Below are 24,084 nucleotides of genomic sequence, written 5' to 3'. Positions count from 1 at the left end.
GATCATAGGCGAGGCTCCTTTCTTGTCCTTTTCAAACCAAGAAATCCTCGCCTTCTTTTTATCTCTAAGCAAAATTAAACTTTTCTTACTTTTTGCTCTTTTTTACCCCCAGTAATTAAATGCATCCGGATTGAAAATATCGCACAACTTTTAGAAGAAGACGCCGATAAGCTCGCAAAAGAGGAAAAATGAATTTCATCTCCCTGTTACAAATTTATGGCGCAGCACCTTCTACACATTGTGCTTCCATTCGCTATCCTGCTTCTGCTCTAAGTTCGCCACCGCAGAGCACTGCCACAAGCCAGCAACTGGGCCGCTGCGCACAGTTTCAATTTTTGACTTTGAATGCAGCTCCTTCTTTTCAAAATTTATTTCGGGGGATTTTTCGTAGCCCCATAGAGATCCCCTGGCGTCTGGATCCAGCTCATCTCCAACAATTTGCTCTGGCGCTCAATTCATATAGGCGGGCAAACTCGCCGGCTTCTCAGCAGCAAATTCTCCAGTTTATTTTTGAATTTCCACTTCGTGAGGAGGGCTGGCATCTTCAGTTAGATCAAGTGTCTTCTCGTGAAGCCTCTCCCGAAAGAACGGCCATTCAGGCCTTGCGCGATCATCATGCCAAATGCACCGGTATTGCGTATGTGTACGCCGCGCTATTAACGGCTGCGGGCTACAACCCACAATTTGCCTGGCGTTCTCAAAACATAAGCGGAGAAGTGATTGAACATTTATATCTCTCCGTTCAATTTTCCAGCGGAGAGCGTTACGTTTTTGACCCTCTCTTTTATGGTGTCGCTTTGCATCACGCTACTTTTTCAGAAGCGATTACCACTATAAGCCCCCGAGAAGTTTTGGCCTGGCATTATAACAATGAGGCGATTGACCTAGTCAATCAGTCTCGTCGGGGAGAAGCCCTGCAACTTTTTCGCATTGCCTTGGACTTGGATCCTCTCAATCCCCACATTCGGCGTAATCTGGAGCAGCAATAGCTTTAGACAGCTTTTAACATCCTCTACATCCAGCGCAGAAAAAACAATTTTTTTATCCAGAATTTCTTTTTTTTCACAACTCAGTGCCAAACTTGTGCGATACTAAAAAGTGTGTTTTTTTTAAAGAAAGGAGCTTGAAATGTTTCGATTACGATTACAACAACGAATAAATGGTTCAGCAAATCCCCCTCCAGTGAATGACTATGAATATACCAGTGAGTTTGTTGAAGGTCCTGATGCTTTGGGACTACCTGATGATTTGGGATCATTACCTGCTGACGCAGGGACTCCTCCTCAACAACCCGACCTCCCTGCTACAGCAGCTGCCCGCCTGAGAGAGTCTGGAGCTTTACCCCCTTCAGGAACAGTAGTGGGAATAAATCCAAGTCCGCGTGAGGTAGATGCTCAATTATCTCGGGCCTGTAATCTTTTAAATACTGCGCAGCAAGAACTACAGGTCGCTCGCACTGATTCTCATGTGGATATGACTGTTGCCCGTGCCGAAGTTCGTACGGCTCTTCAAACTGCAAGAGGCTTGCTCGATGAGGCTACTCATCCTTCGGATAGACAGGGAGTGCAAGGCAATTACAGGATTGCAACACAGCTTCATCCTGGAGGAGTGACGGTTACACAAATTCAACAACGATTAAGAACTTTGGAGGGTGAGCTGGCAAGATTGCCTTCAAACAATTTAGTGGCGGCCGCAGGGACCGGATCTCCTGCTCCGTCAGCTAGCCCCACACCACCACGGCCTGTTGCTGTGCGAACAACAGGTTTGCTAGATGCTTTAATGGATGGTGCCATTCGCCATAATCCAGCGCGTGACCTTGCCCAATCCTTTGTACATCCTCAACCACCACAATCTGCGTCAGTAGCTCCACAACCCGTTGCTGCTCGACCTAGTGTTTCTGCGCCTCCCCCTCCACCCAGTGTTCCAGTGGGGGTATTGAATGATATGGATATGCTGAATCAAAATTTACGAAGTGCAGGAGGAGCCCGAGCGAGCAGTGAAAGAACCTATTTTGTGGGGCAAGCTCAAACTTATGTGGAGAGAGCAAGGCCTGAGTTCGAACGTTTCTGTGCAGCTAATCATTTAAACAACGATTCCCCTGTTACTTTAACCGGTGGTCAGCAAAGTACGGTAGGCCAAGTAAGAGCTGAGCTTGCTGCTCTTGGGGCAAGGTATACGAGTCTTTCTAATATATGAATTAGTTTGTGACTCTTATAATCCATCCCACAATTTTTCGAGGAAAAGAGGAAAGGGGAGTATCTCAATACTCCCCATTTTTTTTTGTAAATTTTTCCGCAACGGTCCTGCGGATTATTGTCAAAATTCCGCAACTATGTTGCGGAATTCTTTTATACTAAATTCTTGCTCTAGAAAATCCCCTCCCTCTTTTTGATTCAATTTGATTCCACCAATATCACCCTCACCCTTCCCTCTCCCCTCCAAGGGAGAGGGGAAATGCTGAAGTGATCCCTCTCCTAAATTTGAGGTCTTATACTCTCTCAATAATCGTCGCCACACCCATTCCAAAGCCAATGCACAACGTAATGCAGGCATAGCGTTTGTTTTGGCGTTCCAATTCATCCAAGGCGGTTCCTAAAAGAATTGCACCGGTGGCTCCCAGCGGATGGCCAAGGGCTATGGCTCCGCCGTTGACATTGATTTTATTCAAATCAATTTCCAGATCCTGCGCGACGGCTAAGGGCACGGGGGCGAAGGCCTCGTTGATTTCCCACAAATCGATATCTTGAACCTTCAAGTTCGCTTTTTTGAGGGCCTTGTGAATAGCAGGACCGGGTCCAAGCAACATAATAATAGGATCGGAGCCCACAATGGAGGTGGCAATGATTTTTGCGCGGGGCTTGAGCCCCAGTTCTTTGGCCTTGTTGGGGGAGGCGATCAAGACCGCGGCGGCTCCATCCACGATGCCGCTGGAGTTTCCGGCGTGAATGACGCCATCGGCTTTAAATACGGTTTTGAGTTTGGCCAAACTTTCCGCTGTGGTTCCGGGGCGAAAGTGTTCATCTTTTTCAAAGAGAAATTCTTTGCCTTCCTGATTCTTAGCTTTGACGGGAACGATGCTTTTTTTAAAGCGACCTTCTTCCCAGGCTTTTGCTGCAAGACTTTGCGAGCGGGCAGCGAATTCGTCCAATCGACTTCGGGAATAGCCATATTTTTCAGCCACCATTTCGGCGGAAATTCCTTGAGAGACTAAATGGGGGAAGCGTTGATCGAGTAGAGATCCCTCCATCTTAAAGTCAATATTCATGGGCACTCGACTCATGTGCTCCACGCCGCCGCCGATGATGAGATCTTCTTGCCCCGCCATCACGGCTTGAGCTGCAAAATTAACCGCGGTTAGGCCCGATCCACAAAAGCGATTGAGGCTGACGCCTGCCACCTCTAAAGGCCAACCTGCGGCCAGCACGGCTTCGCGGGCGATCACGTTATCTTGTTCGGCACGTTGTGAAACACAACCGTAGAGGACATCGCTCACTTCTTTGGGATTAAATTTATTTCGTTCCACCAGGGCGGTGAGCGGGACGGTGGCAAGATCAATAGGGTGAACGAGGGAGAGTGAACCATTGCGTTTGCCCCGAGGGCTACGAACGGCATCGATGATTAAGGCGTCGGTCATAAAATGGGCTCCTTTTCTTTGAGTTTTTCTTCTGAGGTGGGCGATAATGGAAATAGCAAAATAGTTCCATCTTTTTTTCGTTCGTAGTTCATTTCCTCTTCATATTTTTCACAATTTTCTTTTTTGGGTCTGATCTTGACGGTGAAGTGTCCCTGCAGAAGGATATTTTTTTCGACGCAGACGACTTTGTTGATGGTGCTTTCTTGGGCGAAGGAGGGGGGAGTCAGTAGTAGAAGAGTGAAAAGGAAAAGAGTGTATCGCAAGTGAGGTTTCAATAACATTTTTCCAACACCTCCGCGCCGCCCAGCTGTTCCTTGCAGGCTTTTAGCGCCGTATCATACGCAGTGGAACAGACTTGTTTCTCGTTGGAAAAGAAAAGCTCCCCTCGAAACACAAATCGGCTGGACTTGGCCTCTAAAATTTCAAAATTTTGTTTGCCCAGGCAGGTAAATTTGTAAAGCATCTTGAATCCGGCATTGTTGTTTCGAAAATTATCAGGGGAAGAATTTTTTAAAAAACTTTTGTCCGCAAAGGGGAGGAATGCTAGTGAATTTTCTGGTTTGTTCCCTTTGATAAACTGATAATTTTCTTCTTCTGTGTCACAGCCTTCGTCGCTATCGACCGAGCGAATATAAATTTGAGCCCCTTTTTCGGGGTCACTGCTTTTGCGAAGACACACTCTTTTTTCACCGGGAAAGTCTGCCTTGGCATAGTCTTCGTTCCAGGCCAAGAGAGTGGTCGTAAAATAAAAATAGAAGAGCAGAAAAAGTGGAAATGTGTTTATGAAAAAAAATGTCCAATTGAACGATTCTTTTTCGGGTATTTTTGATTTCAATCTCATACAGAAAAATCTAGCGTCTTATCACGAAAAGCTCCATCAGAAATTTAAAGATAAAACTTTGGGTTTTTATGATTTGCCCGATCAGTCTTCTTTTCTGGAGCTGCTGCCGTCCAAGTTGAATTTTATTCGTGATCATTTTGAAACGATGATTGTTCTGGGAATTGGAGGCTCTGCACTGGGGCCTAAAGCTTTAATCGAGGCCCTTTGCGGTATCTATCAACGCCGCGTGCTTGTGGTCGATTTTTTAGATCCATTTGCCTTCACTCAACTTCTTGAAACGATTAACCTCAAAACAAGCCTTTTTACCTTTATTAGTAAATCGGGTGAAACCACTGAAACCCTCTCCCAACTTTTTGTCTTGTATCCTTTGTTAAAAAAGAAATTGGGAGCGACGTGGAAAAAGCATTTTCTGATTATTACGGATCCTGAAAAGGGTTTCTTACGTCAGTTTGCGAATGAGCAAGCATTACTCTCTTTTGAAGTTCCACCGAATGTCGGAGGGAGATTTTCCGTGCTTTCTTCGGTGGGCTTGGTGCCTGCGTATTTTGCAGGAATCCCACTCGAAGAATTACTCAAGGGTGCTCAGCAGATGCGCCAGGCTTGCTCTCTTTGCAACCTGGAAAAAAATCCAGCTTACCGATTAGCCAGTCTGCTTTATCTTTTTTACCACCTCCAAAAAAGAAACATTGTCGTGCTGATGCCCTATGCAGAAAGCCTGTTTTCTATAGCGGGGTGGTTTGCGCAATTGTGGGGAGAAAGTATCGGAAAAAAAATGTCAGGTTCTACTCCGGTTGCGGCATCTGGCCCCAAAGATCAACATTCGCAGCTGCAACTCTATATGGAAGGGCCTCAAGATAAATTGCTTGTCTTTCTGGAAGTAGAAAAATTTAAACAGGAAATCAAAATTGAAAATTCAGAAATTATTCCAGATCGCTTTCAGTATTTGACCCAGCATAGCTTTGCAAAAGTGATGAATGTCGAGCTACAGGCTACCCAACAAGCCTTGGCGGAAGCAGAGAGGCCTTCGTTGAAGATTATGTTGCCTGAACAAAACGCCTCTTATTTGGGGGGGCTTTTTTTCTTGTTAGAGATGAGCACCGCCTTTGCCGGGGAACTGTTTCAGGTGAATGCCTTTGATCAACCTGGTGTAGAGGCGGGAAAGAAAATCACCAGGGAAATTTTATCTCAATAGGCTTTTTTTAGGGCATAATGCGAGAGAGGGGAATCGAACCCCTATACCCTTGCGGGCGCCAGAACCTGAATCTGGTGCGTCTGCCAGTTCCGCCACTCTCGCTCTAATAAAACTTTCATAAAAGTTCATCTGCGGCGTTGCTCTCCTTACTCCTCTTTCAACGTACCATCAGTACGCCTCAGTCGTCGTTCGTCGAGCGCCTTGCAGCTGAAGCTTTTCTGAAAGTTTTACCAAATTAAAATTTCTAAATCTCATCCTCAAAATCGCCAGCATCCACATCCATATCCTCTTCGTCTATTTCTTCCACTCCACTCTCGTTATACGCTTGGGCCCCACAGTTTAGGCAAATACTTTCTCCGGCGAGATATTGCCCGCAGCTAGGGCAATATTCTTCAAAAGGGTTCTCATTTAAGCCGTCATCATCGCCACGTCTTCGAGGAGCCATGCACTCTTCTCCTAAAAAATTAGTTTGTTTTAATAGTCTATTTAGAGGATAACAAATTTCAACCCTTAAACTAGAATACTATGTCAAAAATCAAGCAAAGAAAAACAAATCCTCAAGAAAATATTAATCAAGCTTCACCTCAAGGTGCAAATCTTACCGGAATTTTAGATCTCACTAGTCAAGGCTATGGTTTTGTTATTTTAGAAAACACTCCAGGTTCTGATATTTTTATCGCTCCACCGCATTTGGGAGGGGCAATGGATGGAGACCAGGTCTCCGTGGTGGTAATTAAGCAAAAAGGGCGTCGCGCCGAAGGCAAAATTGTGGAAGTTCTGAAGCGATCAAAATCGAAATTGGTGGGGGAGTACCGTCAAAATGAAAAATTTTCTTATGTCTGGGTCGAAGAAGGGAAAAAACAGTTTAAAATTTATGTGGGCGCTGAAAGGCGGCTCAATGCGGTTTCTGGAAACTTGGTGGTGGTTGAAATCTTAAAGTATCCCCAAGAAGGAAAATTGGCAGAAGGTCAGGTGCTTCAAATCCTGGGAGAACGAGGAAATATCACCACCGAGGAAGAAGTCATTATTACCCAAAGACAAATCCGCAATGTGTTTCCACCAGAAGTTTTACAGGAAGTGACCCGTTTCAATGAGGGGCAAATTGAAGAGGAGTCGACCCTTCGAGAAGACTTAACCGCATTACCCTTAGTGACCATCGATGGCGAGAATGCGCGCGATTTCGATGATGGAATTTATGTAGAAAAGAAAGGCTCGGGTTTTAAGTTGTGGGTGGCGATTGCGGATGTTTCTTTCTACGTAAAACCAGGCACTTATTTGGATCAGGAGGCCTATCTTCGGGCTACTTCTGTGTACTTTCCCTATCGCTGTATCCCCATGTTACCAGAGGCCTTATCGAATCATTTGTGCAGTTTGGTTCCCGGGCAAAAGAGGCTTTCCTTTGTGGCTGAAATGGAATTTGATGCCCAGGGAGCCCGTAAAAAAAGTAAGTTTTATAAGGCCATCATCCGCTCTGCAGCACGGCTCACCTATAACAAAGTGTTTAAGATGATGATTCAAAAAGATGAAGTGCTTCGTGCCGAGCATCAGTTTTTGTTGCCTATGTTGGGAAATGCCCTTGAGCTTTTCAAGAGCTTGCGTGTAAAGCGCCTGAGTCGGGGAAGTATTGATTTTGACCTTCCTGAACCCGAAATTGTTTTGAATATAGAAGAAGGATTAGTGGCTTCCATACTGAGAGCCAATCGCAACGAAGCTCACATGCTGATTGAAGAGTTCATGATTGCGGCCAATGAAGCGGTGGGGGAGTTTATGGAAGCTCAAAACCTGCCCATGATTTATCGCATTCATGAGACACCAGACCCTCAAAAAATAGAAGACTTTGTCCTATTGGCTCATAATCTTGGTTTAAGTATGAGTTTAAGTGATCCAGTACATCCAAAGGATCTCTCAGATGTTTTAAAGAAAGTAAAAGGAGAAACTTTTGAAAAGTTGGTGAACACTATTTTACTACGTTCACTCAAGCAGGCGGTTTATTCCTCGGGTAATGTGGGGCATTTTGGACTTGCTTCAAAAAGTTACTCTCATTTCACTTCGCCTATCCGTCGTTATCCGGATTTACTCGCACATCGCTTACTAGAGGCCTGTCTCGTAGCCAAGAAAAAGAAGAAAAAAGCAGGGAGTAGTCCTTTGACTCCTCAAGAATTGCAGGAAATGGCAGAGCATTGTTCAAAACAAGAGCGCAAATCGATGAAGGCCGAATGGGAAATCCGCGATTTCTATGTGGCGCTTTTCATGCAAGACAAAATAGGTCAAGAATTTAATGGGGTTATCTCTAGTGTGACCCGTTTTGGGGTCTTTGTAGAACTCCAGGATTTCTTTGTGGAAGGCTTACTTCCCCTCCAATCGCTCCCAAAAGATTCTTATGATTTTGATGAAAAAAGACATGAACTTTTGGGAAAAAATACGAAACAGAAATTCAAAATTGGGGATGCCCTAAAAGTCTGTCTGGTAAAAGCCGACATACAGCGTCGGCGTATCGACTTTGACTGGGTCCCCAAATAATTATTTTTTTCAGCCTTTTCAAGGCTTTATTCTTGACACAACCTTCTAGCTTATTTATACCGGCCCCCTAAAAAATAAGGGGCTACAAGCTATGGAACCGTTTTTTATTGCCTTCACTTTCATCTACTTTTTCATTCTAGCGATATTGGCAGTTTTTGGGATACATCGCTACTATCTGGTTTATTTGTATTATCGCTACAAAGACTTCAGAGCCACTCATCCAAAGTCTTTTGAAGATCTGAAAGAAGTGCCTTTCCTCACACTTCAGCTTCCCATCTACAACGAGAAATATGTCTTGCCTCGTTTGATCAAGGCGGCTTGCTCTCTGGATTATCCCCGGGATCGCTTCGAGATCCAGGTGTTGGATGATTCTACTGATGAGACCACCCGTACGGCCCAACGCATCGTAAACAGCTATGCCAAACAAGGGTATCCCATTACTCTTCTGCATCGGGATAACCGCGAAGGCTATAAAGCAGGGGCTTTGCAAGAAGGTTTGAAAATTGCCAAGGGAGAACTCGTTGCCATTTTTGACGCTGATTTTGTTCCTGAATCCGATTTCCTCAAAAAATTGGTTCCTCATTTTATGGAGGATCCAAATATTGGAATGGTTCAGGCGCGTTGGGGTCATATCAATCGTGAATACTCCTTGCTGACCAAGGCCCAATCTATCTTTTTAGACGGGCACTTCGTGATTGAACACACGGCTCGTCATCGCTCGGGCCGCTATTTTAATTTTAATGGCACCGCGGGAATTTGGAGGGTGAAGTGTATTGAAGATGCTGGAGGATGGCAGCATGATACCCTAACGGAAGATTTGGATCTTTCTTATCGAGCTCAAATGAAAGGTTGGCAGTTTGTATTTTTGCCTGAAGTGATTACTCCCGCGGAACTCCCTGTAGAGGTAAATGCCTTTAAAGCGCAGCAACACCGCTGGTCTAAAGGTTCTATCCAAACCGCATTAAAGTTAGTGCCCACCATTATCAAGGCTAAAATCCCATACAAGGCTAAAGTGGAGGCCTTGTTTCATCTCACCAATAATTTTGCTTATCTTTTGATGGTTATTCTTTCCTTGTTGATGCCTTTTTCTATTTATTTTCGCTATCAACTGGGGTGGATGCATTCTTTTTATATTGATTTGCCTCTATTTTGTTCTGCCACTTTTTCTGTCACATTCTTTTACACCTGCGCCCAAAGAGAGGCTTATCCCGATTGGAAGGCACGCTTGCGCTATATCCCTTTCAATTTGGCCTTGGGAATTGGTCTGTCGGTGAATAATGCAAAGGCAGTGCTCGAGGCCTTGTTTAGCTACAATACAGAATTCAAGCGTACGCCCAAGTACGCCATTGAAAAAAACACGGACGATTGGAAAACCAAGAAATATACTAACCAGTTCAACTGGGTCACTTTTGTCGAATTGTTTTTGGGAATCTATTTTTCAATCGCCTTGAGTTATGTGATTGAACAGGGGGTGTATATTTCTATCCCTTTCATGGTGCTTTTTCAAATTGGGTATTTTTATATTAGTTTTATGGGCTTATTGCAGTCTAAGGCCTTACTTTCATTCTCTCCAAACGAACAAATGAATTAGTAGCTTTTTTTAGTCTTGCAAAAAAAAAAAGCTACTGACAAACTTACGGGGACAGAATTCAACCTTAGCTCAAGGACAAAACATGAGGTCCTACGAAGTTTCGATACTAAATCAAAAATTTGTTATTAAGTCGGATGCAGATGAACGCTATGTGCAAAAAGTAGCAGACTATGTCGGTAAAAAAATGCACGACATTATGTCGAATACGCAGAGCGTTTCTAGTCTTCGAGTTGCGATGTTGGTAGCGCTGAATGTGGCGGATGATCTGTTTAAGCTGAAAGAGAATAAAAAGAATAAGACTGCAGAAGTAGAAAAGAAAATCAAAGACATGATGACGTTGATTGAAGCTCGAATTAGTTAAACGAAGTTCAGTGTTTTCTTTACATAAACAAAGGCTTTCCCTGCCTTGTTGGTGCATGGTTTGTATTAAGTTTTGAACCTACAATCAAAACTTTGGGAGCTGTCCCTTATCATGGCGTGCCATGGTAATATGGTTCCTCCCTATTTATAGGGTTCAATCCTGTCGAGCCACACGGCAAAGGTGGGGAAATTATTTTTTCTGGGAAAAAGTGAAAGATTAGGGACTTTAGGTTTTTTTTATGATCGTATCTCAAGCATAGTTCCGGTTTATTGCTTCCAATTGAGTGTCTGGTTTACTTGAAAAAAAGCGGCAGATAAGGCAGGAGATTTTGGCGTCAGTCCGCAAACTGGATCCTGAAAGACGATACGATTTTGATTTAAAAATTCAGAATGCTTTTTTGAATTCGGATTTTTTCAGAAGCTCTAAGCATCTTGCCCTTTATTTTCCCCTCCCAGAAGAAGTATCCACTTCAGTTATTTTTGAGAGATGTATTTTGCTTGGTAAAAAGATAGCCTTTCCAAAGGTGTGTTTGGATTCAGGAAAACTTGATTTTTATTGGGTAGGGTCTTTGAAAGACTTAAGCAAAACTCGTTGGGGAGTAAAAGAACCCAAGGCCTCTTCAGCAAAACTGTCTACGCCTCATGAACTCGATTTGATTGTGGTTCCTGGATTGGCGTTTGATGAAAAAAAATATCGTTTGGGAAGAGGGAAGGGGTTTTACGATAGAACCCTTGAACATTTTACAGGTTACAAGGTGTCTTTGGCGTATTCTATACAAATAGTTTCTGAAGTTCCTCGAGAGGCTTGGGATATAAATGTGGACTCCATTATTAGCGAAAATGAGTGCATTAGTTAAGAGGGATATTCCTTTTTAATTAATAGACTGATTAGAAGGTGCAAAGGGCGACATTTATATATTCAATATTTCAACAAGCAAGGAGTGAACAATGAGTTCCATTATCGGTGGATTAATTGGACTGATAGCACTTTTGGTGGGTTCGGTACTGGGTTTTTTGGTAAGAAAAAAATTAGCCGAGGCTAAAATTCAATCGGCCGAAGCCCAGGTTCAAAATATTTTAGAGGAAGGGAAAAAAAGAACAGAAAATCTCAAGAAAGAAGCTGAGCTAGAGATTCGGGATCAAAAACTTCAAGCAAAGAGCAAAATTGAAGAAGAAATCAAAAACAGAAAATCTGAAGTAGTAGAACTTGAAAAGCGTATTCTTGCCAAAGAAAACATCCTCGATAAAAAGTCGGATAATCTGGAAAGAAAAGATCAAGATCTGATTCGAAAATCTAGGGAACTTGAGGGTAGAGAACAACAAGTAAAGACCTTGGAAGGCAAATATCAAGAGCTTGTAGAAGAACAAAAAGTTACTTTGGAAAAAGTGGCAGGAATGACTTCGGAAGAGGCTAAGAAAAAACTCACCGAGGGGCTACTGGAACAAGCCAAACTTCAAATTTCAAAAGAAGTAAAACAATACGAAGAAGCCTGTAAAAGTGAGGTCGAAAAGAGAAGTCGTCGTATCTTGTCTCAAGCCATTGAACGCTTGGCGGGTGAATGGGTAACCGAGCGCACCATTACCGTCGTTCATTTAACCAGTGATGAAATGAAGGGTCGCATCATTGGCCGAGAGGGACGAAATATTCGCACCATCGAGCAGCTGACGGGTGTGGACCTCATTGTCGACGACACCCCCAACGCAGTAGTGCTCTCGGCATACAACCCTGTCCGTCGTGAAATCGCCCGCATCGTACTCGAAAAACTCATGCAAGATGGTCGTATCCATCCTACCCGCATCGAAGAAATGGTTGAAAAAGTGAATCGGGAGATGGAAACCCAAATTAAAGAAACCGGTGAAGCCGCGGTTTTTGAGCTAGGCATTCATGGCATGCATCCTGAGCTGGTGCGTTTATTAGGGATGCTTAAGTTTAGAACCAGTTATGCGCAAAATGTTCTCACTCATTCCATTGAAGTAGGTTTTCTCGCTGGCATCATGGCTGCAGAATTGGGGATTAACGAGAAAATGGCTCGTCGTGCTGGTTTGCTGCATGATATTGGGAAGGCAGTGAGCCATGAAGTAGAAGGTTCTCATGCAATTATTGGTGCCGACATTGCCAAGAAATATGGTGAAGATCCCCGTGTGGTTCACGCCATCGCTGCCCATCATGAAGATGTGCCCCAAGAAACTGCCTTGGCTCACATCGTCGATGCGGCAGATGCCTTGTCCGGTGCTCGTCCCGGCGCACGAAGCGAAGTGTTGGAATCGTATGTAAAACGAGTGGAAGAACTTGAAAAAATTGCAACCTCTTTTCCTGGTGTCAATAAGGCCTTTGCCATTCAGGCTGGACGTGAAATCCGCGTGCTGGTTGAAAACGACAAAATTAGCGACGATAAAGCCAATGTGCTTTGTCATGATATCGCCAGAAAAATTGAAGATAACCTCACTTATCCGGGTCAGATTAAAGTGACTGTGGTGCGTGAACTGCGCGTGGTGGATTACGCGAAGTAATTCCTATTTCCCCCTCTTAAGTTAAGAGGGGGTTAGGGGGCGTTGTGGCCAATTGCATTCAAATTGACATAACTCCTCCCGACCTCCTCTTAGCTTAAGAGGAGGAGTAAAATGAAAATACTATTTATAGGTGACATCTTTGGTGAAGTTGGCAAAAAAGCGGTACTTGAAAAAGTTCCGCTTTTTCGTTTGCAGCAGCAGGTTGATTTTGTGATCGCTAATGGTGAAAACGTCAGCAAGGGCAAGGGGATTAAAATCAAGGAGGCCCACGAACTCTTTGATTGTGGTGTGGATGTCATTACAAGCGGTAACCATGCTTTTGACCAGGATGAGACCGAAGCCTATTTTCGTCAGGAACCCCGATTTATTCATCCCGCAAATTATAATTTACTTACACCCAGCAAAGGTTGGGTGATTTGTGAAGTTCATTCTGGAATAAAAATTGGGGTGATCAATCTTGCTGGGCAAATTTTTATGAGTCCGGCCAATTGTCCTTTTGAATGTGTAGATCGTTTGTTGAAGCATGAAATGCAAGGCGACGCTGATATTGTCATCGTAGATATGCATGCAGATGCCAGCAGCGAATGTCGCGCCATGGGCTGGCATTTGGAGGGCCGTGTGGCCGCTGTTCTTGGAACTCACATGCATGTGCAAACAGCCGATGAAGAAATCTTGCCTGGAGGAACTGCCTATATTACTGATGTTGGCATGACAGGGCCTTATCGATCGGTGATTGGAATGAGTGTGGAAGGGGTTCTTAAAAAGTTTAGAACCGGCATGAAGCAAAGGTATATCCCCGCTTCGGAAGATGTGCGTTTTTGTGCGCTACTGTTGGAGGTAGAAGAAAATACAGGAAAGGCGACCTCTATCCAAAGGATTCAGGAGAGAATGAAATGAAATCCATAGCCGAACAACTAAAAGTTATTAAGCGGGGTATCGTTGAGCTCATTAGTGAAGAAGAATTAATAAAAAAGCTCGAAGAGAGAAGGCCTCTAAGAATCAAGGCGGGCTTTGATCCTACTGCACCTGACTTGCATTTGGGGCACACTGTTCTGCTCAAAAAATTAAAAGACTTTCAGGCTCTGGAACATGAAGTTTGTTTTTTGATCGGAAATTATACAGCAGGAATTGGAGATCCCACCGGCAGAAATGAAACTCGTCCCCCATTGAGTGAAGAACAGATTGCCGAAAATGTGAAGACCTACCAGGAACAAGTGTTTAAGATTTTGGATCCTGGCAAAACACGATTATTCTACAATGCAGATTGGTTTGGAAAGTGGTCTGCAGTTCAACTGCTTAAGCTGCAAGCTCGAATTACTACGGCTCGTATTCAGGAACGGGATGATTTTGAGAAACGCCACAAAGCCGGTACTCCAGTTTCATTGCATGAATTGGTTTATCCTTTGTTACAAGGTTGGGACTCGGTTGAAATGAAAGCAGATGTAGAGTTGGGTGGAACGGATCAAAAATTTAATCTACTGATGGGCCGTCATCTTCAGAAGCAAGTAGGGCAAAAAGAGCAGGCGGTTTTAACCTTACCACTTCTTGAAGGTTTGGATGGCATCGAAAAAATGAGCAAATCGAAGGGGAATTGTATAGGAATCATAGAACCTCCCTCCGAGATGTTTGGAAAAATATTAAGTATTAACGATAGCCTGATGTGGAGATATTATGACTTGCTTAGTGCTCTCACTTCAGAAGAAATAAACTCTCTAAAAAAACAAGTTGGAGAAGGAAGTTTTCATCCCAAACAGGCCAAAGTAAATTTGGCCAAAGAAATGGTTGCTCGTTTTCATTCTGCTCCAGATGCTGAACATGCTGCGGAAGAATTTGACCGGGTGTTCAAGAAAAAAGATCTGCCAGAGGATGTAACAACAATAGAAATTTCCTCTCAGCGCTTACCCCTACTTTTGACCGAAGTCATGGTGAAAAATAAATTGGCGGAGAGTAATAGTAAAGCGAGATCTCTTATTGGGCAAAATGCGGTGAGCTTGAATAATGAGAAGGTGAGTGATCTCAAATATCAATTTACCCGGTCGGGTGAATTTTTATTAAAAGTAGGAAAGAGGCACTTTTTAAAAATACATTTTTCTGTTTAACCTTGAGACAAAATTACGCAGGTAGGCTTATGTTAGAACTTTATCTGATTCGTCATGGTCAAACCGACTGGAACTTAGAACGTCGCGTGATGGGCAAACAGCCTATCGGCTTGAATGAAACGGGGAGGGCGCAGGTGCAGGATTTAGCTCTGGCTCTTCAGGATCTACAATTAGATCAACTATTTTCTTCTCCCTTGCAACGCGCCCAGGAAAGTGCGGGTATTTTAAATCAAGATCGGGGACTCACTCCGAGTTTGCATGAAGCCCTACGCGAGATTGAATATGGAATCTGGGTGGGAAAAACTTTTGAGGAGGTTCGAAGCTCCACTGATTTTATTGATCCTTATGCGAACCCTCATTTGCCGGTTTGTGCAGAGGGTGAATCTTTGCAGCAGGTGAGAGACAGGGCCATTGCCTTTGTGGAGGAGCTGCGGCAAAAAGAGGATAATGCTCGCATTATGCTGGTCTCCCATGCCGATTGGATCAAGACCGTGATCTTGCATTATTTGGACTTGCCGCTTTCCAAGATTCGCCAATTGCGCATTGACAATGCCTCCATGACCTATCTGACTTTCGAATCCAAACAGGCACGAGTGCTTACGGTGAATCACAATCCCAATTTTGCCCGTTTGTTTTTGAATAGGCCTTCGTTTTGAATCCTATGAAAAAAATTAGTAAAGCAGAAATCGAAGCCCTTTCGCTTGAAGAATTAGAAAAACAGATTCGACACCACAACCAGCTCTACTTTGAAAAGGCAGCGCCTGAAATTTCCGATTACGATTTTGATCAGCTGCTGCTTCGTTTAAAAAAAATAAGTCCGAGTTCAGCCTTACTGAGTGAAATTTATCCCGACACTTCCTCTCCCATAAAAAAAACGATTAGCCATAGCAGCCCCATGCTTTCGCTCGACAAATGTTACGAAGAAAAGGAACTGCTGAAATGGGCTGAAAAATTCGAAGGAGACATCTGGGCCACGCCTAAAATCGATGGGCTCGCTACCGAGCTTCGTTATAACGAAGAAGGCAGGCTTATCCTGGCGGCCACTCGTGGAGATGGCATTGTGGGAGAAGACATTACGGAAAATGCGAGAATGATTTTGGATATTCCTCAGAAGATTTCAGCAGGGCCCCTTGAAATCCGAGGTGAAATCTACATGAGGCTTTCCATCTTTGAGGCCTACAAAGAAGGCTTTGCCAACCCCAGAAACCTGGCGGCAGGCGCCATCAAACAGAAAAATCCTAAAAAGACCAAGGCGTATCAACTTTCCTTTTTTGGTTATGATATTTTGGGCCTGCCTCTTAAAACAGAAGAAGAAAAGTTTAAACTTTTGCAGAAATTTTCTATCCCGACGGTAGAAAGTAAAAAGGTGAATCGAAAGACGATGCACGAGGCCTATGAATATTTTTTAGCGAAGCGAGCGCAGGAAGATTTTGAAACCGATGGAGTGGTCTTTAAAGCGAACAGTACTGAAGAACAAAAACATTTGGGCTTTACGGCGCATCATCCCCGCTATGCCATTGCCTACAAGTTTCAGGGTGATTCGGGCGTGACGACTTTGAAAGAAGTAGAGTGGAGCGTCTCGCGCACCCAGGTGATTACTCCCGTGGGAATTGTAGAGCCCGTGCAGCTTTCTGGGGCCACTGTTCGACACGTGTCTTTGCACAACGTGGGTCTGATGCAAAAATTGGGTTTAAGAGTAGGCTCCAAGGTATTGATGATGCGTCGAGGGGGAGTCATTCCCAATCTGGAAAATGTGATTGAAGCGGGCGAAGGGCCTGAAATTGTGCCTCCCAGCCACTGTCCTTCTTGTCATGCCGCGACGGAATTGAGGGATGATTTTCTGTATTGCAGCAGCAAAACCGGATGCCGACGCGCCAAGCTGCTGGAGCTTGAACATTTTATGAAAGTGATCGAATGCGACGGCTTTGGTGAAAAACTTTTAGAGAAACTTTACGACAATGGTTTGGTGGTGGATGCTTCGGATTTTTTCGATTTGAAAATTTCCGATTTACTCGACCTGGAACGCATGGGCGAAACCCTGGCTGAAAAACTCATTGGCAATATTCAAGCTAAGAAAAATTTGACTCTTGAAAAATTTATACGAGCTCTTGGAATTCGTGAACTGGCCAAGCACAGCGCGAAAATTCTAGCGAAAGAATTTGGCAGTCTGAAAAAAATTCTTTCTCTTCAAGAAGAAGATCTCGAAGCCATCCATACCTTCGGTCCGGTGATTGCGCGGGAAGTGGTAGAAGGATTAAGTCGGAAGAGAGGACTGATAGAGAGGTTGATTGAAAGAGTACAGTTGATTGAAATGCTGCCTGTTCCTAGTCCTGGAAAATTCAGTGGGAAAACCTTTCTCTTCACCGGTAAAATGTCTTCTATGGATCGCAGTGAAGCCGAAAAAAAAGTGGAGGCCTTGGGCGGAGAAATTGCTTCGGGTGTAACGAAAGATCTAACTTATTTGGTGATCGGCTCGGAAGGCTATGCCAATCGCGAGAAAGGTAACAAATGGCTCAAGGCGGAAACTCTAATCGCAAAAGGGGCTTCGTTACAGATTATTTCGGAAGAGGAGCTCTTGGAGAAACTGGGTTAGGATTTGCTCAAAAATAAATGTTTGGGAGTGTTCCCTTTTTCCAGAAAACCGTAGACAACTTTAATTATACACTCAGTTTTATTGGATTCAGTTGGCCTTTTTTCAAAAGGGCAATGGCCTGAGTGAGGCCTTCTACGCTTAAAGGGAACATTTTGAATATGTTGGAAATCGCGTGAATAGTGGGATGTGATTTCCAAAAGCTTTCGGTTTCTGGATTCAACCAAGTGGAGGCGGGATAGTGGTCTTTGATGCGTTTCAGCCAGGTCATGCCGGGTTCGCGTTCATTCTGCCAATAATCGATTACTCCACCTGGTACAAACAGTTCGTAAGGATTCATGCAGGCATCACCCACAATAATCACATGGAAACTTTTTCGAAATTTTTTAAAAACCTCATCCACCAGGATGGTTTTTCGGCGGCTCATGTCGGTATAGAGTTTGGAATAAATGCAGTTGTGAAAATAAAAATGGTGGAAGGCCTTAAAATGGTTGGAGGCGTGGGCGGCAGAAAACAAGGCTTCGGCCATTTCAGCGTAGACATCCATGCTACCGCCTACATCCATCAGCAGTAAAAGTTCCGTCTGATTTTTTCGAGGGGCTTCAAACACCAGATCAATTTCACCCGCATTTTTACAGGTAGATTCAATGCTCTTCTCCATGTTCAATTCTTCGGCAATACCTTCCCGATTTAATTTTCGGAGTCGTTTCAACGCCACCTTTAATTGACGCGTGTCCAGCACACGATCGTTTCGGTAATTTTGAAAACGTCGCTCCTCCGCCACTTTTACGGCCATCTTCCCCCCGCCAGGGCCACCGATTCTGATTCCAGAAGGATGCGCCCCCGAATGCCCGAAGGGAGAGGTCCCGCCGGTACCAATCCATTTGCTTCCTCCATGATGTTCTTCGTGTTGTTCTTTCAGACGTTCCAACAAACGACGGCGAAGTTCTTCTAAAGTTAAGGGATCAATCTTGGGAAGCTGAGGCCGGCTGGCAGGATCCAGGCTTTTATTGAGCCACTCCAAAAGCTCGTCGTGCAAATTCACCTGGGCGGGGATATCACGAAAACAGGCCAGAAAGGCCTGATCAAAGGCATCGTACAAGGCCTCGGACTTCACCAAAACAGAGCGGGCCAGGTAATAAAATTTATCGAGAGAAGATCCCGCCAAGTCTTCGGAGAGGGCATCCATCAGATACAGCCATTCCTGGGTGCCTACTGGAATTTTCAAGGTTCTTAAACTGTAAAAGAAGGTAAGAAGGAGCATTTTTCGGGTATTACAATTAGAACAATAAGTTATTCAACCTAAATGCAGCCATACTTTTTTAATTTTCCCTCTGTCGTTTTCTAATGACAGAAAAAATATTTAACGCTCTAAAACTAACATGGGAGCCTCTTCTACTTTCTATATTGTTTCCACCCCCATCGGAAATCTCGAAGACATCACGCTTCGCGCCTTGCGCATTTTGAAGGAAGTGGATCTCATCGCCTGCGAAGATACGCGTCACAGTCAGCATCTGCTTCAGCATTTTCAAATTTCAAAACCTCTCCTCAGTTGTTACCAGCAAAATCAGGCGGGGCGTGTGCCGCAGATTTTGGCTTTGTTGGAAGAAGGCAAGAGTGTCGCTTATATTACCGATGCCGGAACACCTGGAATTTCAGATCCCGGTCAGTTGGTGATTCAGGAAGTGATTAAGGCGGGGTATGAAGTGGTCCCTATCCCCGGAGCTTGCGCTGCAATCACCGCCTTGTCGGCATCGGGGTTGGAGACCCATCCTTTCTACTTTCATGGATTTCTTCCATTAAAACCGGGGAAGCGTCGCAAACTTTTTGAAAGTTTAAAAGTTTTGGAATCGACTCTGGTTTTTTACGAAGCGGGAAATCGCATGCACCGGTGTCTGCGTGATCTTGGCGAAAATTTTTCTGCGGAAACTCAAGTGGTAGTAGGGCGAGAACTTACCAAAAAGTTTGAGGAATTTATACGGGGCACCTTGAGTGAAGTGGCTGAAAAAATCCCCCGCGAAGGGTTAAGAGGGGAGTGTGTGGTGTTGGTTTCGACCTCCCAGAGGTGTCAGCAAGGCTAAGCTTGCCACGAGTAGGGATAGGAATAGTTCCCGAAATCCCAGCATTTTAAAATGAAACATTGTCGCAAGGGTAGGGACAAAAACAAAGGCAAGGCTAAGGAAAGCGATGCTGACCATTGTGATATAAAAGCGACGTGTTAGAAGTGGCCAGGATTCGTTGAGTACAAAAAAGATATTTCCGAGGAGCACTGAAGTGAAAGCGGCCGTTCGTGCCAACTCGATTCCCTGGGTTTTTGTCAGAAAATAAAAGAGCAGCAGTGCCCCCAAACTCACCAGCATTCCGGCAAGGGCCGATCGGCCAATCTGAGCGGAGGAAAGCAGGCCTTGCTTTTCATTCCTGGCGGCCTGGTCAGGACTCATGTTTTCGAAGGTAAAGGCAGACACAGGATGCACGATGAGTTCCAAGAGCACGATATGCAAAGGCAGCAAAAGATCACCCCAACCCAGCAAGGGCGGGCAGAGTGCCAGAAGAATAATGGGGATATGAAAGGCTACCAAATAGGAAAAGCTTCTTTTTAGATTTGAAAAAATGCGGCGTCCTTCAAAAACCGCTTCGCTGATTCCAGAAAAATCATTTTTCAGCAAAACCATCTGTGCCGACGATCGTGCCACATCGGTGGCATTTTGTCCCATACTGATGCCGATGTCGGCAAGTTTGAGTGCCGGCGCATCGTTGATTCCATCTCCGGTCATGGCCACAATTTTGCCAGAGGCTTTCAAGGCCTGTACCATTTCGTGTTTTTGTTCGGGAAGCACACGCGAAAAAATGGCACCCTTTTCATAAGCGGCAAACCTTTCGCTTTCACTCATCTTTGAAAGCTGATCTCCCGTGTACAAATGAACATGAGAATGAAGCATGCCCACTTCATCCGCCACGGCATGCGCGGTGAGTGGATGATCACCGGTGAGCATCTTCACCTGAATGCCGGCTTCCTGGCACTTCAGAACTGCCGCCTTAATCGAAGGGCGAACCGGATCGTTGAAGACCAGCACTCCTATAAATTTTAATTTGTTTTCGTCTTGAATCCGATCGCCGTTAAAAGATCCCCCTCTTGTAGCGAGGCCCAGAAGTCTTTTACCCGATTGGGCAAGGGGCGTGGTCATTTTTTCAATTTTTTGGGACTCCTCAGGACTGAGATCGCAATGCTCCAAAACCCCTTCCATAGCGCCTTTCATGGCCATGCGCCATTCGCCCGTGTCGGCATTGTGCCACACGTGTGACATGTGTTTACCGCTGAGTTCAAAAGGGTAATCGTGAATGAGTTTCCAGTTTTTAATATTTTTTTGAGCGGTCACGGAAGACTTGGCCACAATGGCGAGTTCCATCGAATCAACGACATGGATTTCGCAGGCCATCAAGGCAGAGGTCCAGAGTTCATCCGAAGCAGAGGATTCGAGTGTTTGAAGCTCTTCCAGCTGAAATCGGCCCTCGGTTAAGGTTCCGGTTTTATCGGTGCAGATGACATCCACACTTCCCAAGGTTTCGACACTGGGGAGAGATTTTACCAAAACTCCATGCTTCGACAAACGCCAGGCGCCCAGGCTCAGGTAGAGAGTAAAGACCAAAGGGAATTCTTCCGGCACGGCCGCCATGCCAAAGGTTAAGGCCACTATCAGACTTTCGACAAAAGGCCGATGTCTGAAAAGTTCCACGGCAAATAAAATGACGGCTAACAGCAGGGCGAGACTGAGTACTTTTTTGACCAAGCGATCCACTTTTTTTCGCAGCGGGCTTACTTCTGCTTCGGTTTTTTCCAGCAGTCGTGCAATCTTTCCATATTGGGTTTTTCTACCAGTTACTTCCACCAGACCCAGACCCCTTCCGCTCAGCACGGTAGTTCCAGCGTAAAAAAAGTGGCCTTCGGATTTATCCAAGGGAATCGATTCTCCCGTCAGCGCAGCTTCACTGAGGGTGAGTGTGGCGACTTCAAGCACTTTTCCATCGGCTGGCAGGGTCTGCCCTTCTTCAAAGACCAAGACATCTCCCACGACAAGCTCGCGGCTCGGAACTTCGGTGATTTGAGAATCTCTTAAGACTTTTGCCTTGGGATTGAGCGTGGCTTTCAGGGCCCGTAAGGCCTTGCTGGCCTTGAGTTCCAATACGACATCGACTGCAGTCACCGGAATGAAAGCGATAAACAAAACAATGGCATCGGTGCGGTCACCTATTAGAAGATAAAGAAAAGAAAGGCCGAGCAACATCAGGCCCATAGGGTCGAAGAGTGCATGTTTGAGTTGTGAAAAAGTAGATTCGAAATCACTGGGAATTACTTCATTGGGGCCCTGTACTTCAAGGCGTTTGCGGGCTTCGTGGCTGGTGAGTCCAAGGTTGGAGTGCGGCATTGCTATCGCAAATGCCTTATTCAAAGATATTTGTCTAAGGTTTTATGGGGGAATAAAATTACGATACGACAGCCGTCGGCGAGGGGAATGTTCGTGTCTTTATGGATTATCAATCCAACTCGTGATTTGTCTTTGAAGGCCCATGATGTAAGCTCTTTGAGCATCCGGATTTTCTAAATGCCTCTGGCTTAAAAAATCTCCAGTTAAATCAATAGGACGGGCGGATAAAAACCCCTCAGAAATTTGAGGTGCAATATCTACTCGGACACTTCTATCTTCCTCAGGATATCCCAAATAGTGGTTGGCCATCTCCATGCTCATCAGATAATTTACACTTCGCAGACGCAATAGCGAAGTTTGTCGTTCTGTCACGCTCCATTGTTCTCTACGAGCAGCCCGCAAGGTTTCGAGTAATACTTCCAATTCAAGAGTATCGGCATTACGCTCATCTCCTAGAGTATTTTGAGCATATCGATCGACTCCATTTCTAAGATGATAATAGGAAAAACTATGAAAACTTTCATGAGCAAGAGCACCCAATGCTTCAAAAGAATGTCTGAAATAAAGCGTAGGATTGCTAGAATCAGTAGGAACTTCTAGTGGAATAATTGCAGTCCTGCTGAGCAAATCTATCGTTCCGTAAGGTCCTTCTGAAGCTAAGAAAGCAGGAGGCCTTCTTACAAAGAGGACAGTTTTTATATTTTGTTGAATAAAATTCCAGATACTCCCTTCCCATCTTGTTCCATCTCCATTGGGAATACTCACCCGGATGCGACTTGCAAGGAGACGCCAATCCTCCGGTAATTCCTCTACTAATACCTCAGTTGCTGTTTGGGTATTTTGGATGGATGCCCAAGGGACTGGGGAACCCTGGCGAAGATTTTGTGCCTGATGAGATTGATTCCATAGTCGATCGAAACTGTTTCGTATTTGTTCAGAACTATAAACTCCAAATATATCTTCTCGAATCAACAATGTTCTTAATTCTTGAGTTTGAGGAGAAATTTTATCTTGAGGGCTCAAAGCGAGATACTGTCGAAAAAATTCTTCTAAAAGTGCTACTGCTTGGTGATGAAGAACAGCATCGTCTATGTCATCAGGGCTTTCCAAGACAGCCTGAAAACGGGCTTTTAAGTTATAAAAATCACGCAAGCGTCGGTCTTGAGAATTTGCTCCATTATAAAGGTTATCAGCAATTAAACTTTCCGCAGTATCGAGATGATGGGCAGGCAATAAAAACTGGATGTAGAGCATTCTTTGGAAAGCAGCCTTTTTGGCTTCACCCTCAAGCAGCCGCGGGTTATAAAAACTCCCAGACACTCGATTAAATTCTTGGTAGAGTTGCCCTGCGTCAGGAATCTCTCTTAGACGATTGTATTCTTGTTGTTCGCTAGGACTCAATCTCCAGGTACTTATATTTTCTACTATTTCCCGAGCGCTCTGATCTGCAACTCGTCGAAATACTTCTAGGCCTAAAACTCTCTCTAAAATGAGGCAAAGACGATTTCTTCTTTCAAAAATAGCAGGAGCTTCTCCTGTTCCAGAATAACGTTGAGCCTCTTGAAGACTCCTTTCATTTATTTGCCGAAGAGCTTGGAGGGGGGCGAGAGATCCTTGATGAAGGCGGTAGAGTAGGACTCTATCTTCGGGAGCTAATAAATCGTTGCTAGCCAGATAATGAAAGAAGAGAAACTCAGGGCGATTATAGACGGCAGCGGCTTGAGGGTCTCGAATCGCTTCGGTAGACATTTGAATGATTAAACTCTTAAAGGCCCGAGTGGAACTGCTATTCTGAATAGTAAAATCCCCTGTTGTGGGGTTGATACGATAAGCTCTCCTAAAATGATTCTGTAAATTAGAAAGGGTTTGGGCAAAGTGGGTGTCTGTAGCTGTTGCCCTTGTGGACGTTGTTCGAGAGACAACTCCATCGCAGAGCTGTGTGAAAGCTTGTAAATGTAAGTTCTGAAAGACAGTAGGCGCATGTGGTTGCGGGGGAGGAGGTGGGTTCGCATGAGGATGAGGAATGGGTGCCTCCTCAGAATGGCTTTGACAACCCGCCAATAATAAAATTCCTGCCCCGATTAAAATAATAGGAAGCATTTTTTAATTCCTTTAAAAAATAAGATTCATGGGCAATACAAAAGTTCGCTCTATCCTTAGCATCTTCGGCAATTCCAAGAAAAAGTTTCTTATTTTTTTAAAAAAGGATGCATTTAATTACTGGGGGTAAAAAAGAGCAAAAAGTAAGGAAAGTTTAATTTTGCTTAGAGATAAAAAGAAGGCGAGGATTTCTTGGTTTGAAAAGGACAAGAAAGGAGCCTC

20 protein-coding genes, 1 tRNA gene and 1 other RNA gene are annotated in these 24,084 nt (G+C 44.5%); 14 read left to right on the top strand and 8 right to left on the bottom strand.

The window, feature by feature from the left end; translation table 11 throughout:
• Window positions 1-188: 188 nt before the first annotated feature.
• Both HQM15_10325 and HQM15_10320 read left to right on the top strand, forming a co-directional pair.
• Window positions 189-989 (top strand): hypothetical protein, encoded by an 801-nt coding sequence (locus HQM15_10325; GenBank protein MBF0493160.1) that lies wholly within the window; start codon window positions 189-191, stop codon window positions 987-989.
• A gap of 139 nt (window positions 990-1,128) precedes the next feature.
• Window positions 1,129-2,196: a hypothetical protein gene (locus HQM15_10320; GenBank protein MBF0493159.1), complete on the top strand. Its 1,068-nt coding sequence runs from the start codon at window positions 1,129-1,131 to the stop codon at window positions 2,194-2,196.
• 292 nt (window positions 2,197-2,488) lie between these two features.
• On the opposite strand, the gene HQM15_10315 is transcribed toward HQM15_10320, so the two are convergent.
• The 3 genes from HQM15_10315 to HQM15_10305 are packed head-to-tail and all read right to left on the bottom strand — an operon-like array spanning window position 2,489 to window position 4,364.
• Complete coding sequence (locus HQM15_10315; protein ID MBF0493158.1) at window positions 2,489-3,634, bottom strand: acetyl-CoA C-acyltransferase; 1,146 nt, start codon at window positions 3,632-3,634, stop codon at window positions 2,489-2,491.
• A complete protein-coding gene (locus HQM15_10310; GenBank protein MBF0493157.1) occupies window positions 3,631-3,897 on the bottom strand; it encodes a hypothetical protein in 267 nt (88 codons plus the stop codon). Before HQM15_10310 ends, HQM15_10315 begins: the two co-directional genes overlap by 4 nt.
• Before the next feature lie 8 nt (window positions 3,898-3,905).
• Window positions 3,906-4,364, bottom strand: a complete 459-nt coding sequence (locus HQM15_10305; protein MBF0493156.1) for a hypothetical protein — start codon at window positions 4,362-4,364, stop codon at window positions 3,906-3,908.
• A gap of 52 nt (window positions 4,365-4,416) precedes the next feature.
• On the opposite strand from HQM15_10305, the gene HQM15_10300 reads away from it, so the two are divergent.
• Window positions 4,417-5,667, top strand: coding sequence for a glucose-6-phosphate isomerase (locus tag HQM15_10300; GenBank protein ID MBF0493155.1), 1,251 nt, complete (start codon window positions 4,417-4,419; stop codon window positions 5,665-5,667).
• An 18-nt stretch (window positions 5,668-5,685) separates the two neighbouring features.
• On the opposite strand, the gene HQM15_10295 is transcribed toward HQM15_10300, so the two are convergent.
• Window positions 5,686-5,769: transfer RNA gene (locus HQM15_10295), tRNA-Leu, on the bottom strand.
• A 142-nt stretch (window positions 5,770-5,911) separates the two neighbouring features.
• Entirely contained in the window at window positions 5,912-6,112 is a 201-nt protein-coding gene (locus HQM15_10290) for a 50S ribosomal protein L32 (protein ID MBF0493154.1), read from the bottom strand.
• A gap of 80 nt (window positions 6,113-6,192) precedes the next feature.
• Here HQM15_10290 and rnr point away from each other — a divergent pair, with 80 nt between their 5' ends.
• The 10 genes from rnr (at window position 6,193) to ligA (ending at window position 17,341) form a co-directional block, all read left to right on the top strand.
• Window positions 6,193-8,187, top strand: coding sequence for a ribonuclease R (gene rnr / locus HQM15_10285; protein MBF0493153.1), 1,995 nt, complete (start codon window positions 6,193-6,195; stop codon window positions 8,185-8,187).
• A gap of 91 nt (window positions 8,188-8,278) precedes the next feature.
• Complete coding sequence (locus tag HQM15_10280; protein MBF0493152.1) at window positions 8,279-9,778, top strand: glycosyltransferase; 1,500 nt, start codon at window positions 8,279-8,281, stop codon at window positions 9,776-9,778.
• Window positions 9,779-9,860: 82 nt separating this feature from the next.
• Window positions 9,861-10,139 (top strand): cell division protein ZapA, encoded by a 279-nt coding sequence (locus HQM15_10275; protein ID MBF0493151.1) that lies wholly within the window; start codon window positions 9,861-9,863, stop codon window positions 10,137-10,139.
• Between the two features lie 34 nt (window positions 10,140-10,173).
• A non-coding RNA gene (ssrS, locus tag HQM15_10270) (6S RNA) lies at window positions 10,174-10,330 on the top strand.
• 137 nt (window positions 10,331-10,467) lie between these two features.
• Window positions 10,468-10,995 carry a 5-formyltetrahydrofolate cyclo-ligase gene (locus HQM15_10265; GenBank protein MBF0493150.1) on the top strand — a complete coding sequence of 176 codons (528 nt, stop codon included), beginning with the start codon at window positions 10,468-10,470 and terminating at the stop codon, window positions 10,993-10,995.
• A 91-nt stretch (window positions 10,996-11,086) separates the two neighbouring features.
• Window positions 11,087-12,649 (top strand): ribonuclease Y, encoded by a 1,563-nt coding sequence (gene rny, locus HQM15_10260; protein ID MBF0493149.1) that lies wholly within the window; start codon window positions 11,087-11,089, stop codon window positions 12,647-12,649.
• Between the two features lie 111 nt (window positions 12,650-12,760).
• Entirely contained in the window at window positions 12,761-13,546 is a 786-nt protein-coding gene (locus HQM15_10255) for a YmdB family metallophosphoesterase (GenBank protein MBF0493148.1), read from the top strand.
• Complete coding sequence (locus HQM15_10250; GenBank protein ID MBF0493147.1) at window positions 13,543-14,748, top strand: tyrosine--tRNA ligase; 1,206 nt, start codon at window positions 13,543-13,545, stop codon at window positions 14,746-14,748. The genes HQM15_10255 and HQM15_10250 overlap by 4 nt, the downstream gene beginning before the upstream one ends.
• A 29-nt stretch (window positions 14,749-14,777) precedes the next feature.
• Complete coding sequence (locus HQM15_10245; GenBank protein ID MBF0493146.1) at window positions 14,778-15,404, top strand: histidine phosphatase family protein; 627 nt, start codon at window positions 14,778-14,780, stop codon at window positions 15,402-15,404.
• A 5-nt stretch (window positions 15,405-15,409) separates the two neighbouring features.
• Window positions 15,410-17,341, top strand: coding sequence for an NAD-dependent DNA ligase LigA (ligA, locus tag HQM15_10240; protein MBF0493145.1), 1,932 nt, complete (start codon window positions 15,410-15,412; stop codon window positions 17,339-17,341).
• 64 nt (window positions 17,342-17,405) lie between these two features.
• Here ligA and HQM15_10235 read toward each other — a convergent pair whose 3' ends face one another.
• Window positions 17,406-18,602 (bottom strand): VWA domain-containing protein, encoded by a 1,197-nt coding sequence (locus tag HQM15_10235; protein MBF0493144.1) that lies wholly within the window; start codon window positions 18,600-18,602, stop codon window positions 17,406-17,408.
• A 118-nt stretch (window positions 18,603-18,720) separates the two neighbouring features.
• On the opposite strand from HQM15_10235, the gene rsmI reads away from it, so the two are divergent.
• Window positions 18,721-19,419, top strand: a complete 699-nt coding sequence (gene rsmI, locus HQM15_10230; protein MBF0493143.1) for a 16S rRNA (cytidine(1402)-2'-O)-methyltransferase — start codon at window positions 18,721-18,723, stop codon at window positions 19,417-19,419.
• Here rsmI and HQM15_10225 read toward each other — a convergent pair.
• On the bottom strand, window positions 19,363-21,762 hold the full coding sequence (locus HQM15_10225) for a cation-transporting P-type ATPase (protein MBF0493142.1): 2,400 nt from the start codon (window positions 21,760-21,762) through the stop codon (window positions 19,363-19,365). The genes rsmI and HQM15_10225 overlap by 57 nt on opposite strands.
• Before the next feature lie 99 nt (window positions 21,763-21,861).
• Window positions 21,862-23,862 carry a hypothetical protein gene (locus tag HQM15_10220; GenBank protein ID MBF0493141.1) on the bottom strand — a complete coding sequence of 667 codons (2,001 nt, stop codon included), beginning with the start codon at window positions 23,860-23,862 and terminating at the stop codon, window positions 21,862-21,864.
• Window positions 23,863-24,084 lie beyond the last annotated feature (222 nt).

This window comes from Deltaproteobacteria bacterium, from assembly GCA_015233135.1.
Classification (GTDB): Bacteria; UBA10199; UBA10199; order JADFYH01; family JADFYH01; genus JADFYH01.
Note: the sequence above shows the minus strand (reverse complement) of the source record. Positions and strands in the feature narration are given on the sequence as shown.